Below are 15,797 nucleotides of genomic sequence, written 5' to 3'. Positions count from 1 at the left end.
ATTATAAAATAAAAAGGCTGCTTGAGCATCGTTATAAGGAATGCGTCTGTCAAAAAAGTGATTTCTAAATCACCTTTAATGTTTTTGCAGCCTTTTGTATTTGTTTAAGTTGTTGATTTTGTTTTAACTTCGACTTTTTGTACCCCTTTTTTCGTTAAAGAGTTTTTGGCATGAATTTTGATTTGCTCCACTATTCTCTCCGTTGTATCTGTTGAAACAAGAAGTTTAACACCATAATAGTAGTCTTGATGGTACCCTTTCTTTTGCCATAGTATAATACCGGGTAAATCGAACGAAGTTCCTGCAATAGTAAAATTAATTTCAATTTTAATTAGGCTGTTGGAGTGGGATAAATTTAAAGATGCGTTTAATTTTATACCAGTAGGACTTATATCAATAATATGACCATTCCCATAATCAGAGTTTATTTCTCGATCATCAATTTTTATCAATTTAAAATAACATTCAATCGGTTCATTAAAAGTATAACGAAAGCCCTCATGACGTCTATATCCATATACCATGACTTGTCCCTCCTCCCACATAATATAAACTTTCTAATACCATTATAATGGAAATTGGGACAAGTTTCGTTAAAAAATAATTAAAAAATGTATAAAATTATTATTAAGAAATGGTGATGAAAAAAACAAACAATCGATATAGTTATTTAGTTAACGTCAAATTGATATTTTGCTTTGCCTCGATTGTTTCACAGAGTTTAAGTAGGGTGTTTTTTAGTTCCTCTGAATATTTCTCTACCATAACTTTCATTTCTTCACGATTTTTGGCTTGCTGGTTCATTAACTCATTCACATTTGTCTCCACACGACTTAAATTTTCAGAAACGAAATGGTTAATGACATTTTGTGGAGTAAGTGACATTTTAGAGAACAACTCCACAATATTATCTAATTGGTTTTGGATTTTCAAAATGGATTCTTTTGTTGCTTGATCTGAAATCGACTCGACGAAATCATTTGCTTTTTCTTGGTATGTTTTCACCTCTGACTTTACTTCATTAGAATAAATATCTACTTGATTATTTAGAATTTCCCATACTTCCTTCTGCTTTGAAATAGACTGGAAAAATAACAATTCCATTTGTTTTTGTCCGTCATAAATCATGGATATACTATCATACCAACGATCCCACATTAAATTTATTATATTTTTCGAGTTACTTAGCATACAAATTCCCCTCACTTTAAAATAGTTATGTTTTGTCTTCCCAACCATTCTTTGTTGTTTGAATCATAAACATATCGGTATACATGTTAAAAAAACGATTGATTAAAAGCTGATATTGCTCCAGCGAACTAACACAAGTACTTAAGTATTTTTCACCTACCTCCGTTAGTGAGTAAATTCTTTTTGCAGGTCCTGTCTCAGAAGTATCCCACTTTGATTGAACCATTTCTTCTCTTTCCAATTGTCTAAGCATTCTGTATAAATTTCCTTGATCGATCGTTGAAAAACCAAAATCGATTAATTGTTGCATTATTTTATATCCATGTAGGTTCAAATCACGAAGGCTTAATAGGACAAAAGGAATAATGAAATTTCTCGGAGCTTGAAAAGGATGATCGGATTCGCTTGTCGAGCTTTTAGTGTGTTTAGACATTTTATCACCTGCTTAATTTTAAAACTTCTCCTACATGTAATTTACACATATGGGGATATAGGCAGAACTTAAAATTGAATATTTTTAAAAAAATAAATTATTTAGTTCTACTTAACGAATTGCTTCATACTTTTTAAATTGTGAGCAAAAACACAAAGTCAAGAAAGGAGTAATAACTGTGAACAACGGAACGAAAACGATCGATCCTTTTGAAATGTGGAAAAACCTCTATGATCAAGCGGAAACGTATTGGAGCAAAGTATTAGATGAAAATCTTGCAACAGAGGACTTTTCACGAGGCTTAGGAAAGGTACTTGATATGAATCTGCAATACAAAAAACTAGTAAATGACTCGACTAAAGCTTATTTACAACAAATGAATATGCCATCAAAAGAAGATCTCGCCAATTTAGCAACGATGATGATAAATGTAGAAGAAAAAATCGACCATATTGAAGAAGTAGTCGATGGATTTCTTGACATTGAAATGACTCAACAAAAGCAAATGAGTGAAATCAATACACTTAAATCAGAAGTAAAAGAACTTCACAAAAAAATTGATCAAATAGTAGATATTCTACAAAAGCCATAACAAATCATCCTAAGAAATTTTACTGAGTCAAAGTACTAGGGTGTAAAGAAATCATTTAAAAAATAGGGGTGTAATGAAATGAATTTAATGGGGAAAGTAGCTATCGTTACAGGTGGTTCAAAAGGAATTGGGGCAGCAATCTCGAAAGAATTAGCAAATGCAGGGGTGAAGGTAGTTGTTAATTATAATAGCAGTCAAGATTGTGCAGAGCGTGTTGTTAACGAGATCTTAGCGAACGGCGGGAGTGCCATAGCTGTCAAAGGTGACGTGTCTGATTTAAGGGAGGCTTCTGTTTTAGTCGAGGAAGCAATTGAGAAATATGGTCGCTTAGATATTCTCGTTAATAATGCTGGAATTACTCGTGATCGTACCTTTAAAAAAATGGATGAAAATAACTGGCGTAAAGTAATCGACGTTAACTTAAATAGTGTCTTTAATACAACTTCTATTGCTTTACAACATTTAATAGATTCTGGAAATGGAAGAATCATTAATATTTCATCAATCATCGGTCAAGCAGGCGGATTTGGTCAAACCAACTATTCAGCCGCAAAAGCGGGGTTAATTGGTTTCACTAAATCACTTTCGTTAGAATTAGCACGTACTGGTGTAACAGTAAATGCAATTTGTCCAGGCTTTATTGAAACTGAAATGCTAAGTGAAGTTCCAGATAATGTCCGTGAACAAATTCAAGGAAGAATTCCGGCAAGACGCTTCGGGCATGCCGAAGAAATCGCTCGTGGTGTTCTATACTTGTGCCAGGATGGAGAGTATATAACTGGTCAACAGTTAAATATTAACGGTGGACTGTACATGTAAATAACAAAAGACGTGGAGCAGGATTCGTTCTATCTTTGCGATTCTTATTTAAGAAAGGTGGTATAAAAGAACAATGATAGCTTCATTAGTAAAAGAATGGGAAGCTGTGCTTGAAAAAACAATTCCTACTGAAATAAAGGATTCATATTCGAGGATTAAACGGGCTTCTGAAATTATGACGGTTGAAGCCGAGCCAGAAGTTGGCTTAACTCCAAAAGAAATCATTTGGAAAAAGAATAAAACGAAGCTTTACCGTTATATAACAGATGAGCCAAAACAGTATAAAACTCCATTATTAATGGTATATGCTCTTATTAATAAGCCATATATTTTAGACTTAACACCTGGCTTTAGTATGGTTGAGTATCTTGTTAATCGAGGCTTTGATGTTTATCTACTAGACTGGGGGACACCTGGTGAAGAAGATAAATATATGAAGCTTGATGATTATATACTTGATTACATTCCTAGAGCTGTAAAAAAAGTATTGCGGACAGCCGACACCGACGAAATATCAATTCTTGGTTACTGTATGGGTGGAACAATGACATCTATTTTTGCAAGTCTTCATCCTAACTTACCGATTAAAAATCTTGTCTTTATGACAAGTCCATTTGACTTTGAAAAGACAGGTCTTTATCAAGTATTTCTCGATGAGCGTTATTTCAATCTTGATAATGTCATTGAAACTTATGGAAATGTTCCACCGGAAATGATTGACTTTGGGAATAAAATGCTTAAACCGATAACGAACTTTTATGGACCATATGTAAGCTTAATGGATCGCTCGCAAAATCAAAAGTTTGTAGACTCATGGAAGCTAATGCAAAAATGGTTAACAGATGGTATTCCATTCCCTGGTGAGGCATATCGTCAATGGATTCGTGATTTTTATCAGCAAAATAAGCTAATGAAAGGTGAATTAACAATTCGAGGACGAAAAGTCAATTTGCGAAATATAGAAGCTAATATATTAAATATAGCAGCAGAAAAAGATTTAATTGCGATGCCACATCAAGTTGAAGCGTTGATGAATGTAGTGTCAAGCAGTGACAAAAAATATGTTTGTGTTCCTACCGGCCATGTTTCTGTTACGTTTGGTCCTAAAGCAAATAATGTAACGTATCCAACGATTGGTGATTGGCTAGCAGAACGTTCATGAAGTAAATTTATTATTTGACATGAGGATGTCCTTGAAGGAGCCTTGAAAGCGTATTTTGCTTTCACCAGCGACCTGAAAGGACTCCTCATGTCACATTAAGAAGTGTTTATTTTTTTAACAAACAATTGACTTCTATGAAGTTTATTGTTATTATAAGCAATGTAAGATATAATTATAAATTAGTCATACAAAACCGGAGAGAATCGCGCAGATTTTGGATCTGTGAGGAAAGTCCGTGCTCGCACAGGCTGCGATGCCTGTAGTGTTCGTGCCTAGCGAAACCGTAAGCTAGGGCAGCTCGAATCATTTCGAGTTGACGGCAGGGAAAACACCTACGTCCATCAGGATATGGTGTGAATACCTTGAAAGTGCCACAGTGACGGAGCTCTGACGGAAACGTTAGAGGTGGAACGAGGTAAACCCCACGAGCGAGAAACCCAAATTTGGTAGGGGAAGTGTCTAGAGGGAATCAAACCGAAAGGACACCATAACCTTAATGGTTATGAGATAGATGATTCTCCATTCCTGTGCGAGAATACTATGTATTCGCTTGGAGCACCGAATGAACAGAACACGGCTTACAAGGTTTTGTATGAACCTGATAATATGTAAACTAATTTTAAGAGGTTATCCTTTAAAAGGATAGCCTTTTAAAATTTTATTAAAAATAGAACAAGATTCAAATGAATTAGCACAAGATATTCAAAAAACTGTTCAGGAATATAGAATAGGAAAAATCAATATGTTCTATCTCAAAAAAGCTTAATCTGTTAAAAGTTAAGCTTTTTTTTACCCATATATTTTTACGAATTCATTTTTCAAAAGTTGCACAAACTATTATTGGAAGCTGAGCTTACGTAAACAATTTGCAAAATGAGGTGAAAAAAATGACGGAAAAGAACAAACAAAGTTCAAAAATTGCAGAAAAGAATCATCAAGGGAGTAATTACAAAAGCTCCCAAGACATCGATATAGCATTGGCTATGACACATGAACAAGCAAACGATACATTAATTGAGGGTACAATTGATGGGAAGATTTATAATGCAAATGGTACAAACCTCGATATACCACAAAAGGGATACGATCAGTAACAAAAGCTATAAGCGCACTGATTAGCGACGTATAAACTAAGAGCGCATCGACTGAGATAAACAAAACACGTCGAGGGACGAGTCGATGTTGACTTATCACAAAAGAGATGAGCGAAGTTTACTAGTCGCTGGGCGCTGGAGCTGGACGACTACTCTCTGTGCTATAGTATTTTATCCACAGGATCAAATTTTATAATTTCCTAAACAAGTAACAAAACCACCGAACAGGTGGTTTTTATTCATTAGTTATAAAGAAGAAAACAGAAAGGGGGAAGGGAAGCTTGCCATATTTATCAATTGACGAGTCTTGTGACATGTACTATGAAGTTGAGGGGAATGGAATCCCAATTGTATTTGTCCACCCCCCAGCAATGGGGCTTGTAACATTCAAAAAACAAAAAGTATTAGCTAAAAAATATAAAGTAATAACCTACGATATAAGAGGGAATGGACGTAGTGGTTTCACAGCTGAAAAAATAACGATGCCGCTCTTAGCAAAGGATTTGTTAAAGTTATTAGACCATTTAAATATTGATAAAGCTATAATTGCTGGTTATTCAAACGGCTGTTCAATTGTTCTTGAATTTGCTTTAGCATATCCTGATAGAACTAAGGCAGTCATTTTATCAGGTGGTTTTCCAGAAGTAAACAGTTACCTACTTGAACAGCAATTTCGACTAGGTATGTTGACAGCTAAATGGAAGGGAGTGAAACTGCTAGCAAAAGTTCTTTCAATGAGTCATACCACTGAAAAACAATTTCGATGGGAGCTATATCATTATATTTTAGAAGTAAACCCTCGCATTCTTTACGAATTATATAGAGAGGGTTTAGCCTATAACTGTTCTGTGCGTTTATCACAAATAACACAACCTTTTTTACTAACATACGGTGGAAAGATACATTATTTGCATAAGCATTATAAGTTATTTGAAAGCTACGTGAAGCACACAGAAACTATTTTTATTGGAAATGCCCGTCATCAAATCCCAACAAAACACTTTCTGGAATTCAATAAAATTGTAGATCAGTTTTTGCAGGATGTAACGACTGATCTGAACAACTAAATTCGCCGATAACTAATAATAAAGCTAACAATTTAAGACAGCAGAGTTGGTGGTTTTACAATCTTCGCTACCGAACGAGCATATTAATACCACAATGTCAAAATTTGCGCTTTCCCGAGAAATAATTTAAGTCTTGTACTTATCCTAAATATGGGTTCGGTTTACCTATGAAAGGCGAGAATTTGCTTTGCAATTAAAGCTTTCGTTGTGAAAAATCGGCCCTGTGTTTTTTAAATATAGGTAGTGGACCTAAATATAAAAAGGCACCAATTTGGTACCTCTTCCTCTACTTTATTCTTCTTCCTTTAGTTCAATATTTTTCCCGCCAATTGTTAAGTAGCAAAGGACTTCTTCAATTTCTTTTTTAGCTTTTTTTACCCCATGGATAAATGGCTTCATTAAATCCTTGAAGTCCTCTTCAACACCATCCTCTGCCTGACCATACACATATACTTTTTTTTCATCAAATAAAAAAGTCACGAATCCAACTGGTTTATTATTTTGGTCAACGATATTTAACAACTGATATTCATTTTTTATTAGTTCTGGTGAAAAATATATTTGCATTTCCATTCACCTCACGTTATTCCGTTTTAAGTTGTAGGCGTTTAAATAAAGAGTCACCAATTTGACTTTTTGAATTCTCATTTTGAATTTGAATCAAAACCATACAAAGAAATCCAACGAGTAAAGTTAAACTTGCAGTAGTTAAAAACATACCAGTACGTGACCAATCCATAAGCCAACCGTAAATGGGTGGTCCGATTGCTACTCCTAGGAAACGAACAGATCCATAAAGGGAAGTAACAAACCCCCTTCTAGCAGCCTCAACAGAGCCGGTAATAAAGCTATTTACACATGGAAGTACTAAACCAGTTCCAATACTTGAGAAAACTAAGATTGCAATAAAAGGAACTAGTTTCTCAAAAAAAACAAGGGTCGCAAATGAAGCGGTCATTAATAAAAAGCCGATGATAATGAGTTTTTTCATTAACTGCATATTTTTACCAATCTTACTTCCGGTTGTATACGATGTGATTGTCATAAACAAAAGTGGTATTGCTAATATACTGCCCTTTAACACACCATCTGTGTCATATGTTTTCTCTAGTACATCGGATATATAAAATAAAATACCGAATAGAGTAAATAAGCATGTAGCACCAGCTAAATAAGCTGTGAATAACCATTTACCTTCTTGTTTAAAAACTGAAAATAATCCTGAGATGTATTTCTTTACAGGAGGAGGTTCCTTCTTTTTCTTTTTTTCATGAACAAAAAATAATGTTAGTAATACAGACAGAAGACAAAAAGCGGGAAATGCAAAAAATACCGCATACCATACAAGTAATGCTAATAACGAACCGATGATAGGTGAAACTACCTTACCAAAGCCGTTTGATGCTTCAACCAATCCAAGTACGCGGCTTTGTTGGCCTCCTTTGAATAGATCACCAGTTAATGCCATTGCTATTGGTGCTGTACCAGCTGCCCCAATACCTTGGAGTATACGTCCGATCAAAATCCACATATAAGCATTTGAAAACCAAGCCGCTGCAGATCCAGCTATTATACCCCCTACGCCATAAGCGATAAGTGCGGGTATTATGACAGCCTTTCGCGAGAAACGATCGGAAAAGTAACCTAATACTGGTATAGAAATTGCAGCTGCAATTGAGAACACTGTAATAATTAAGCTTACTTGTAATTGGGAGATCGCTAATTCTGATTTCATTTTTGGTAAGATTGGTATTAACATCGAATTTCCTAATACTAGGATTAATGGAATGGATCCGATGGCTGCTATTGTCATAAATGATGCATTTTGCTTTGACAAGTGTCGTACAACTCCTTTTAGGAAGTAATTATGACTTTCTTATTGTTTGAACTTTAACGATTTATATTCAAAAAGATGCTTGTATTTTAATAAACGAATGTAACCTAAATATTGCACCAATTAGGTATGAGCTGAATAGCATAACCATTGAAAGCTAAAGGAGGAGGTAATCCTGATGAACTTCCTAGATCTTCCAAAGAGAGTAGGACGTGAGCGTACGTTTGGAATAACATCAGTATCAGATTTTGGTATACCGGTAAAGGAATTGAAAAATATTCTTGAGGATTATCATTACTATATAGATATTGCAAAGCTAGGTGTGGGTACTGCATATGTTACACCAAATATTGAGGAAAAGGTTAGTCTATATAAAGCTTATGGTGTGAAAGTGTACTTTGGCGGAACATTATTTGAAAAATGTTATTTACAAAAAAAGATTAAGGAATATATACAGTACTTAAAAAGGTTAGGAATAGAGTGGCTAGAGATTTCTAATGGTACATTGGATATTTCGTTACCTGAACGAATTAGGCTAGTTAATCAATTAAAAGGAGACTTTCATCTAGTTGGAGAAATTGGTTCCAAGGATCAAACTAAGGACTTATCACTACACGACTGGACGCTTGAAATGACAGAATTACTAGATGCTGGCTGTCAATACGTTATTACAGAGGGACGAGATTCTGGAACTGCAGGAATTTACAACGCAAAAGGTGAAGTAAATAAGTCACTAGTAACTAAGCTTTCAAAATCAATGGATATAAATAAGATTATTTTTGAAGCTCCAACCCATAAGCAACAAATGTTTTTTATTAATACTTTTGGACCGAATGTCAATTTGGGTAATGTTAAAGTACAAGATGTACTCCTATTAGAAGCAGAACGGGTAGGACTTCGAAGTGAAACACTCTTCCTCAAACCAAATTTTAGCGGTGCGCTTAACGTTATTTAGTTGTTACTTGTAAACACAAAACTACAATTCAATAGGAATAATAAGGAGCAATAATCATGGAACTTCTTTTAATTAGACATCTTCCAACGAAATGGAATCAAAATGAAGTTTTACAAGGATTAAGAGATATTCCGATTTTACCTGTATGCAATGAAGTTAAGCACGATATTCAAACAAAAAGGAAAGCAATTGAAGATTTTAGCCCGGAAATTATTTTAGTTAGTCAATTAGTGAGAACAAAACAAACCGCTTTTGCGTACGGTTATAATAAACCAAAAATAGAACCGTTATTAAATGAATTAAATTTTGGAATGTATGAAGGAAAGGAAAAAAAGGAGCTGTTAAAAGTTTCGGACTGGATTCATAATCCTCGGGCGCTAATACTTGGAGAACGAATGATTGATTTTGAGGAGCGACTAGTTCGTTTTATTAATTATTATAAAGAATATTCGCGTGTATTAGTGTTTGGTCACGGGTCTTGGATAAGGGGGATGCTATCAATTTCTCGTATTGGTACGATCCAAGAGATGAATAAAATGACCGTGAAGAATAACGAAATGATTAATCTTCAATTATCAGGGGATATCATCAAGTGTTAGCACGCTCCTTTTCAAACTTCACGTAAGAAGGAGAGAGAATTTGGTGCTCACATATGATACATGGACCGATTCATATATTGAATCAATAACGATCAAGGATAGCATGGAGTGTTTAAAGTGGGCCTTTCAGCATTATCAGGATGAGGTTGTTTATGCTTGTAGTTTTGGGGCAGAGAGTATCGTTCTATTAGATTTAATAAGTAAAATTAAACAGGACTGTCCTATATCCTTCATTGATACAAACCTACATTTCATAGAAACATATAAATTAATTGAACATATTAAGAAAAGATACCCAAACTTTACTATTCATTTTCTAAACCCAAACTTAACCTTGACGCAACAAGCAGATCAGTTTGGAGAAAAGCTTTGGGAAACTAATCCTGATCAATGTTGTCAAATTAGGAAAATTGAACCATTGAGAGAAGAATTGTTACAATACAAAGCATGGATATCTGGTTTACGACGAGAACAGTCAAAAACTAGAGAGGGGATTCAATATATTAATAAAGATGATAAATTTAAGCTTGTTAAAATTTGTCCGCTTATCCATTGGACATGGGAAGAAATTTGGATGTACATTAACTTTCATAACCTACCGTATAATCCACTACATGATCAAGGTTATCCAAGTATTGGCTGTGAAGTATGTACAATGCCTGTCAGTCACAATGATGATTTACGTGCCGGGCGTTGGAAAAACCATCAAAAAACAGAATGCGGTCTTCACTTGTCTTAAATAAAGGCTCTTTTGCATTTTATTTTTTACGCCAGCCAAATGAAGGCGACGAAACGCTTGGTAACTCAAATTCATTTACAAAATCAATAATTGTCGTTGAAATGAATTGGCATACAATAGCAAAAATCACTATTTTCCAATTAATAACAATTGAAGTTAGTAGAAAAATAGATAAATTTATGAAAAACATTACCTGCCCAGGTCGATAACGAAAATAATTTGATATCATTAATGCTGGTATGACCATCCCGCCACTTGATGCCCCATTTCGAATTAATAAACCCACACCTGTACCAAAAATAATGCTACCAAAAAGTAGGTCTAGGAAAAAATGTATATGAGGTAGTTTTAAATATGTGGTAAGAAGACTAACAGTTACAGATGTTGTTGTAACAGCAAACATTGTTTTGATCGTCCAGCTATATCCAAAAAATTTTAAAGCAACGGTTAAAAAAATAAAATTTACAATCCATAATCCCAGCCCTAATGGAATTCCAATTAAGTAATTCACTAAAATTGCTAAACCTGCTGCGCCGCCAGAAGGGATATCATGTGGAAATAAAAATAAAGACATAGCCAACCCTTGTAAAATTGCTCCTATAAAAATTAAGATGTATGTTATGATAGGTTTGTTCATAATTCCACTTTCCTTCAATTACTTCGTTCTTGTCCATACTTATGTTTTATTATAAATCAATATGTATGGAGAAAATACTTTTTTCTAAGGGTTGAGATAACAATGAAGCAGCAGCAACGAAAAATAAATTGTTTTAAATGTAAATATTTTTATACAACATGGGATCAAAGATTCCCGAGAGGATGTAGGGCGTATGGGTTTAAATCTCCACATATTCCGGCTGACTATGTGTTCCATGCATCAGGCCACTCTTGTATGAAATTTGAAGAAAAGGATCCAAATACAAAGTACTCTCGCCACAAACAGAGAGATTTTCAAGTATAACATAAAAAAGAGGCTGTCAAGTGAACTGTACAATCAATTTTGTAATGCAAATTGGTTATAGTTCAATGACAACCTCTTTTTATTAAGCTCTATTAGATCACAATTGATTATTTATTTTCATTAAACCATTGTTCAAATACATCTGCTTCAAATCCGCCTTCAATTCTTGAGACTTCAGCGCCATTTTCAAAATGAACAATTGTTGGAGTTCCTTCAATCTGATATTGATCCCATCCAAATTCAAACTCTAATAAATTTAAAAGCTGAAGATTAATCCCCATCTCTTTTGCCAATGGAACGACGACAGGCGAGGTTGTTTTACAATGCGAACAGGTTGGACTATAAAAATAAACAAAGGCCGAACCGCCATTATGTAATACTTCATCTAATTGATTAGGTACGATTTGATTTTGATAGATCGGATCGTCTAATTGTTTAATTGTTTCAGGATGAAGGGTGTCTTTTCCATATGGATTCCCAACAGCTTGTTGTTTATTATTCATGTTGGTAACAACAGCAAGCAAAATAAATAAAGCAACAACAATAGAACCGAAAATAATGATCTTCTTCATTATTTGCCACCTTTCTTATTAAACTTAAATAATAATGCGTTTGAAATTGTAATGATAATAAACGCTATAAGCGCTAGCATTGGGATGGTGATGAATCCTAACCAATTTATGTATTCACCGGTACACGGGACTACACCACAAGTATTTGCATTAGCTGCAAAAAAAGGTACCTTTTGAATCAGATAATGATATATAGAAATAATACCACCAACGATAGATAAAGGTAAAACATAACGATAAATCTTATAATCTTTTTTGACGATAGCCACCCCTAGTACAATTACAAGTGGATACATAAAGATTCTTTGTACCCAGCAAAGATCACAAGGAATGTATTTTAGTACCTCCGAAAAATAAAGGCTTCCTAGAGTAGCGATTAGGGCAGCACCCCAGCTAATGAACAAACTATATTCCAATATTTGCACATCTTTTTTGGTCACGGCTTTTCCCTCACAGTATTTTAAATTGTCCATTCCATTACTTACTGTTTAATCGTCTTTTCATAAATTTTACGATAACATACTTTAAGATATTTTAAAATAATAGACAAAATGTTGCCATTATATTTTCAACTCTTACAATTCACCTTCCTGTATTCGAGTGTATGTTCTTATCATAATCATTCATACAAGCTCATATTGTTTTATTAATATGATTAATGATCGTAAGGTGGGGGCATATATGATTGACAGGTGGACAATCTTTCGCATAGGCTTATTATTTTTACTGTTGTTTATAATAACTCCTTCTGCCAAAGCTGAGGATCAAAGTGGTCATGCTGTATTTAAAGACTTGGTTGTTGAAAGTGAAGAAGGAGATCAAACAGTTGCGGAACCGATGATTTACTTTGAGGGGAAATCATACTTGCCTCTTAGAGTAATTGCCAATCGTCTTGGAAAAGGAATTTACTTAGATCATCAAACAAATAATATCGTGATTGAAAGCTCTGATACTTCTGATACTATAGAAAACAGTCCAGACCTAAAAACGTCGCCTTCATCAGAATTTTGGCCAACTATTACTATAAAAGAGAACATTTCTTCTGCTGGTGCAATAATTTTCGAAGATAGTGAGCAAAACATAATGTTTGCAAAAAATGCTCATTCGAAATTTTTTCCCGCAAGTACAACAAAAATTTTAACAGCTTTAGTTGCATTAGAGCATGGGAATTTAGAGGACAAAGTCATTGTGACAGAAGACGTATATAAAATTCCGTATGATAGTTCAAAAGCTTATATTAATCCAGGAGATGAACTGACATTAGAGCAGCTCCTATATGGTTTATTGCTAAATTCTGGGAATGATTGTGGAGTCGCAATTGCAGTCCACATAGCTGGATCAGAAGAGGCATTTGCTGAGCTAATGAATAATAAAGCTCAAGAACTAGGTGCGAGAAATTCAAATTTCGTTAACTCCCATGGATATGACCATCCTGACCATTATACAACTCCATATGATTTAGCTTTAATTTTAAAGGCGGCATCTGAATATCCACAATTTTTAGAGGTGTTAGAAACACCTACATATAAAGCTGTTTTCAAGAATAAAGATGGAAAAAAAGTAACCAGAAACTGGAGGACAACAAATCATGTATTTCAAAATTCTGCTTTTAATACTGATGGAATAATTGGCGGGAAAACCGGTTATACAGGTTTAGCTCGTCATACGTTAGCCACGGTCGCAGAGCATAACGGACATCGATATTTTGTAGTGACATTAAAAGGTAATCGAGATGGCCGCTATATTGATACGAAAAAGCTATTATTGAGGGCTTATAAAGCAAGATATGATTATGATCAAAAAGAGGTAAAAAAAATAAATGTCAAGTTTTTTAAAAATTCTCTTATTGTCGATGATAAAACTTACGAACCTAACGATCAATTATTTATATATAAAGGAAGAACGTATGTTGCCCAATCGTTTTTAAAGACATTATTTGTTAATGTTAAGCAGCAACCACAAAATGACCGACTAGTTAAGCTAGATGTCCATTCTTTATTAACTACTGACGAAAGAATTCAACCACTGGCTTTTGCTTTTGAAAAGTCAACTGCTCATTCTACTGACGACAATAGTTTAATCGCACCTGTAACCTCGAAGCTTTTTGATATTGAAAAAGTGGTAAATCCTTTTACGTTGATGCTCGGAATGAGTATCCCAACCATAAATCAAAAGCAAAATTCTATTAAATTTTATTAATGTATATAATTGGTGGTTTTTTTGCCTAGTCCTATAAACATAATGTGTAGTATGATAGAAACATAGACTTATTGCAGAGGGGTAGGCTAATGAAGTGTAAAAAAATTAACTTGTTTATGATTGTTTTGCTATTTGTTGCTTTATTCAATGATAGAGTAGGAGATGCAGCAACCGCCAATACCGCCTTGCTCGATGTTAATAAAGGCCGTACTCTTGTTCCAATTCGCTTTGTTTCAGAACAATTTGGAGCTAAAGTAACTTGGGATGGCCCTCATCAAACTGTTTTAATTGAAAAACAAGATAGCAAGATTTTACTTAAAATTGGCGATACAAACGTTACAGTCGATAAAGTGACAAAAACAATTGATGCTCCCCCATTTATAAAAGATAGTACTACATATGTTCCTTTGCGGTTTATTTCGACTGTTTTTGGTGTAGAGCCCGTTTGGAATGATAAAACAGCAACTGTATCAATAGAAATAGAAGGTAAGACGATTACTTTAAATGTTGTTAAATATCATTCAACGCAACCTATAACATCTAAAGATACTCCGATTACTGTTGCTTCAAAATCATTTAAAGTAGGAACAAAAACAATTAATGCAAATGTTTTGACAGTAGACTTGAATAATCCGTCTGTTGATTTAAAGGTTGCTCTTGCAAAGGATCAAGTAGGAAAGGTCGAGTCATTAGCTGATATTGCAAAACGTAACAATGCAACAATCGCGATAAACGGAACATTTTTTGATGCCTATTCCGAAGAGCTACAAGAACCATATGGAATGTTGATTGTTGATGGTAATATTGTTCACCTTGGTCGTGAACGAACAGTGTTCTCATTTGATGGTGAAAATAATGTCTCGTTTGCTATTATGAATCCAACTGTACAAGGTGCAACAGATGGGTCGGATAAATGGCCAAATAATTGGTATGCGTATTGGATTAATCGTACGCCCCAAGCTAACGCTGCTGCGAATGCGATCATATTTACACGAGATCGAGGACAAACTGTTGGCTTTACGCATGGTACAAATGTAATTGTCGAAGACGGGAAAGTGAAAGAAATTGTCAGTGGTAAGGATGTTGCGATCCCACAAAATGGCTATGTTATTAATCTTATGGGATCGGAAGTACACAGTTTATTAAGTCGATTTAAAGTGGGTACTACAGTCGATTACAAAATTGTGAGTGATGGAATTGATTTTAGTACGATTGAAGGAGCAGTTGGGGCAGGCCCTCGTTTACTTACTGCAGGAAAAACATCGATTGATTTTGATTTAGAGAAATTCACTGAAGATAAAATACGGACAGGCAGTGCTGCTAGAAGCGCAATTGGAATAACTCAAGATAATAAGTTGATTTTATTAACAACAGCTGCCACAATGCATGAGGTTGCTGAAATGATGAAGCAAGCAGGAGCTTATGACGCTATGAATTTAGATGGCGGCGCATCAAGTGGTTTATATTATGACGGGAAATATATCACAACACCTGGTCGTGATATTAGCAATGCGATTTTAATTCAAATAAAATAAAGGTCTTAAAGAAAACTAGAAGCAGGGGGTAATAGGGTTTACCGT

The 15,797-nt window shown here is 34.5% G+C and carries 18 protein-coding genes and 1 other RNA gene; 11 read left to right on the top strand and 8 right to left on the bottom strand.

Going from position 1 to position 15,797, the window contains the following annotated elements; translation table 11 throughout:
* Nucleotides 1–104 precede the first annotated feature (104 nt).
* The 3 genes from D612_RS0109445 to phaQ all read right to left on the bottom strand — a co-directional run bounded on the left by D612_RS0109445 (nt 105) and on the right by phaQ (nt 1,624).
* Nucleotides 105–524: a PilZ domain-containing protein gene (locus D612_RS0109445; RefSeq protein WP_017755218.1), complete on the bottom strand. Its 420-nt coding sequence runs from the start codon at nt 522–524 to the stop codon at nt 105–107.
* Nucleotides 525–666: 142 nt separating this feature from the next.
* Complete coding sequence (locus tag D612_RS0109440) at nt 667–1,191, bottom strand: hypothetical protein (protein ID WP_017755217.1); 525 nt, start codon at nt 1,189–1,191, stop codon at nt 667–669.
* 25 nt (nt 1,192–1,216) lie between these two features.
* Nucleotides 1,217–1,624, bottom strand: coding sequence for a poly-beta-hydroxybutyrate-responsive repressor (gene phaQ, locus D612_RS0109435; protein ID WP_017755216.1), 408 nt, complete (start codon nt 1,622–1,624; stop codon nt 1,217–1,219).
* Nucleotides 1,625–1,802: 178 nt separating this feature from the next.
* On the opposite strand from phaQ, the gene phaR reads away from it, so the two are divergent.
* The 6 genes from phaR (at nt 1,803) to D612_RS18205 (ending at nt 6,358) form a co-directional block, all read left to right on the top strand.
* Nucleotides 1,803–2,216 carry a polyhydroxyalkanoic acid synthase subunit PhaR gene (phaR, locus tag D612_RS0109430; RefSeq protein WP_017755215.1) on the top strand — a complete coding sequence of 138 codons (414 nt, stop codon included), beginning with the start codon at nt 1,803–1,805 and terminating at the stop codon, nt 2,214–2,216.
* Nucleotides 2,217–2,294: 78 nt separating this feature from the next.
* The gene (locus D612_RS0109425) at nt 2,295–3,035 is read left to right on the top strand and encodes a 3-oxoacyl-ACP reductase (protein ID WP_017755214.1); all 741 of its coding nucleotides are present in this window, start codon (nt 2,295–2,297) and stop codon (nt 3,033–3,035) included.
* Between the two features lie 73 nt (nt 3,036–3,108).
* Nucleotides 3,109–4,197, top strand: coding sequence for a class III poly(R)-hydroxyalkanoic acid synthase subunit PhaC (phaC, locus tag D612_RS0109420; RefSeq protein WP_017755213.1), 1,089 nt, complete (start codon nt 3,109–3,111; stop codon nt 4,195–4,197).
* Nucleotides 4,198–4,387: 190 nt separating this feature from the next.
* Nucleotides 4,388–4,783, top strand: an RNA gene (rnpB, locus tag D612_RS19020) — RNase P RNA component class B.
* A 301-nt stretch (nt 4,784–5,084) separates the two neighbouring features.
* A complete protein-coding gene (locus D612_RS0109415; RefSeq protein ID WP_017755212.1) occupies nt 5,085–5,291 on the top strand; it encodes a YozQ family protein in 207 nt (68 codons plus the stop codon).
* A gap of 281 nt (nt 5,292–5,572) precedes the next feature.
* On the top strand, nt 5,573–6,358 hold the full coding sequence (locus D612_RS18205) for an alpha/beta fold hydrolase (protein ID WP_017755211.1): 786 nt from the start codon (nt 5,573–5,575) through the stop codon (nt 6,356–6,358).
* Nucleotides 6,359–6,649: 291 nt separating this feature from the next.
* Here D612_RS18205 and D612_RS0109405 read toward each other — a convergent pair whose 3' ends face one another.
* Both D612_RS0109405 and D612_RS0109400 read right to left on the bottom strand, forming a co-directional pair.
* Nucleotides 6,650–6,925: a hypothetical protein gene (locus D612_RS0109405; RefSeq protein ID WP_017755210.1), complete on the bottom strand. Its 276-nt coding sequence runs from the start codon at nt 6,923–6,925 to the stop codon at nt 6,650–6,652.
* 16 nt (nt 6,926–6,941) lie between these two features.
* Nucleotides 6,942–8,171, bottom strand: a complete 1,230-nt coding sequence (locus D612_RS0109400; RefSeq protein ID WP_233275012.1) for an MFS transporter — start codon at nt 8,169–8,171, stop codon at nt 6,942–6,944.
* A gap of 199 nt (nt 8,172–8,370) precedes the next feature.
* Between D612_RS0109400 and D612_RS0109395 the strand changes: the two genes are divergently transcribed.
* Genes D612_RS0109395 through D612_RS0109385 form a run of 3 tightly spaced genes read left to right on the top strand, consistent with a single transcriptional unit; the run spans nt 8,371 to nt 10,485 of the window.
* Nucleotides 8,371–9,147 carry a phosphosulfolactate synthase gene (locus D612_RS0109395; RefSeq protein ID WP_017755208.1) on the top strand — a complete coding sequence of 259 codons (777 nt, stop codon included), beginning with the start codon at nt 8,371–8,373 and terminating at the stop codon, nt 9,145–9,147.
* Nucleotides 9,148–9,203: 56 nt separating this feature from the next.
* Nucleotides 9,204–9,746 (top strand): histidine phosphatase family protein, encoded by a 543-nt coding sequence (locus tag D612_RS0109390; RefSeq protein WP_017755207.1) that lies wholly within the window; start codon nt 9,204–9,206, stop codon nt 9,744–9,746.
* Nucleotides 9,747–9,789: 43 nt separating this feature from the next.
* Nucleotides 9,790–10,485, top strand: a complete 696-nt coding sequence (locus D612_RS0109385; protein ID WP_017755206.1) for a phosphoadenylyl-sulfate reductase — start codon at nt 9,790–9,792, stop codon at nt 10,483–10,485.
* A gap of 19 nt (nt 10,486–10,504) precedes the next feature.
* Here D612_RS0109385 and D612_RS0109380 read toward each other — a convergent pair whose 3' ends face one another.
* The 3 genes from D612_RS0109380 to D612_RS0109370 form a co-directional block, all read right to left on the bottom strand.
* On the bottom strand, nt 10,505–11,122 hold the full coding sequence (locus tag D612_RS0109380) for a YitT family protein (protein ID WP_017755205.1): 618 nt from the start codon (nt 11,120–11,122) through the stop codon (nt 10,505–10,507).
* Nucleotides 11,123–11,553: 431 nt separating this feature from the next.
* On the bottom strand, nt 11,554–12,018 hold the full coding sequence (locus D612_RS0109375) for a thioredoxin family protein (protein ID WP_017755204.1): 465 nt from the start codon (nt 12,016–12,018) through the stop codon (nt 11,554–11,556).
* Nucleotides 12,018–12,491 carry a disulfide oxidoreductase gene (locus D612_RS0109370; RefSeq protein WP_051023176.1) on the bottom strand — a complete coding sequence of 158 codons (474 nt, stop codon included), beginning with the start codon at nt 12,489–12,491 and terminating at the stop codon, nt 12,018–12,020. Before D612_RS0109370 ends, D612_RS0109375 begins: the two co-directional genes overlap by 1 nt.
* A gap of 208 nt (nt 12,492–12,699) precedes the next feature.
* On the opposite strand from D612_RS0109370, the gene D612_RS18720 reads away from it, so the two are divergent.
* Entirely contained in the window at nt 12,700–14,217 is a 1,518-nt protein-coding gene (locus D612_RS18720; protein ID WP_017755202.1) for a D-alanyl-D-alanine carboxypeptidase family protein, read from the top strand.
* Nucleotides 14,218–14,306: 89 nt separating this feature from the next.
* Nucleotides 14,307–15,752, top strand: coding sequence for a phosphodiester glycosidase family protein (locus D612_RS0109360; protein WP_017755201.1), 1,446 nt, complete (start codon nt 14,307–14,309; stop codon nt 15,750–15,752).
* The last annotated feature ends 45 nt before the right edge of the window (nt 15,753–15,797 follow it).

The sequence above is a fragment of the Calidifontibacillus oryziterrae genome, assembly GCF_000331575.1.
GTDB classification, from domain to species: domain Bacteria; phylum Bacillota; class Bacilli; order Bacillales; family Bacillaceae_J; genus Calidifontibacillus_A; species Calidifontibacillus_A oryziterrae.
This window is presented reverse-complemented; position numbering and strand designations above follow the sequence as displayed.

Excerpts from the sequence above, each read along its gene's own strand:
- D612_RS18720 (WP_017755202.1), top strand. The coding sequence starts at position 12,700 with ATGATTGACAGGTGGACAATCTTTCGCATAGGCTTATTATTTTTACTG.
- D612_RS0109370 (WP_051023176.1), bottom strand. The coding sequence starts at position 12,491 with ATGGACAATTTAAAATACTGTGAGGGAAAAGCCGTGACCAAAAAAGAT.
- D612_RS0109440 (WP_017755217.1), bottom strand. The coding sequence starts at position 1,191 with ATGCTAAGTAACTCGAAAAATATAATAAATTTAATGTGGGATCGTTGG.
- D612_RS0109425 (WP_017755214.1), top strand. The coding sequence starts at position 2,295 with ATGAATTTAATGGGGAAAGTAGCTATCGTTACAGGTGGTTCAAAAGGA.
- D612_RS0109400 (WP_233275012.1), bottom strand. The coding sequence starts at position 8,171 with ATGACAATAGCAGCCATCGGATCCATTCCATTAATCCTAGTATTAGGA.
- D612_RS0109390 (WP_017755207.1), top strand. The coding sequence starts at position 9,204 with ATGGAACTTCTTTTAATTAGACATCTTCCAACGAAATGGAATCAAAAT.
- phaQ (WP_017755216.1), bottom strand. The coding sequence starts at position 1,624 with ATGTCTAAACACACTAAAAGCTCGACAAGCGAATCCGATCATCCTTTT.
- D612_RS0109445 (WP_017755218.1), bottom strand. The coding sequence starts at position 524 with ATGGTATATGGATATAGACGTCATGAGGGCTTTCGTTATACTTTTAAT.
- D612_RS0109415 (WP_017755212.1), top strand. The coding sequence starts at position 5,085 with ATGACGGAAAAGAACAAACAAAGTTCAAAAATTGCAGAAAAGAATCAT.
- D612_RS0109380 (WP_017755205.1), bottom strand. The coding sequence starts at position 11,122 with ATGAACAAACCTATCATAACATACATCTTAATTTTTATAGGAGCAATT.
- D612_RS0109395 (WP_017755208.1), top strand. The coding sequence starts at position 8,371 with ATGAACTTCCTAGATCTTCCAAAGAGAGTAGGACGTGAGCGTACGTTT.
- D612_RS0109360 (WP_017755201.1), top strand. The coding sequence starts at position 14,307 with ATGAAGTGTAAAAAAATTAACTTGTTTATGATTGTTTTGCTATTTGTT.
- D612_RS0109405 (WP_017755210.1), bottom strand. The coding sequence starts at position 6,925 with ATGCAAATATATTTTTCACCAGAACTAATAAAAAATGAATATCAGTTG.
- phaC (WP_017755213.1), top strand. The coding sequence starts at position 3,109 with ATGATAGCTTCATTAGTAAAAGAATGGGAAGCTGTGCTTGAAAAAACA.
- D612_RS0109375 (WP_017755204.1), bottom strand. The coding sequence starts at position 12,018 with ATGAAGAAGATCATTATTTTCGGTTCTATTGTTGTTGCTTTATTTATT.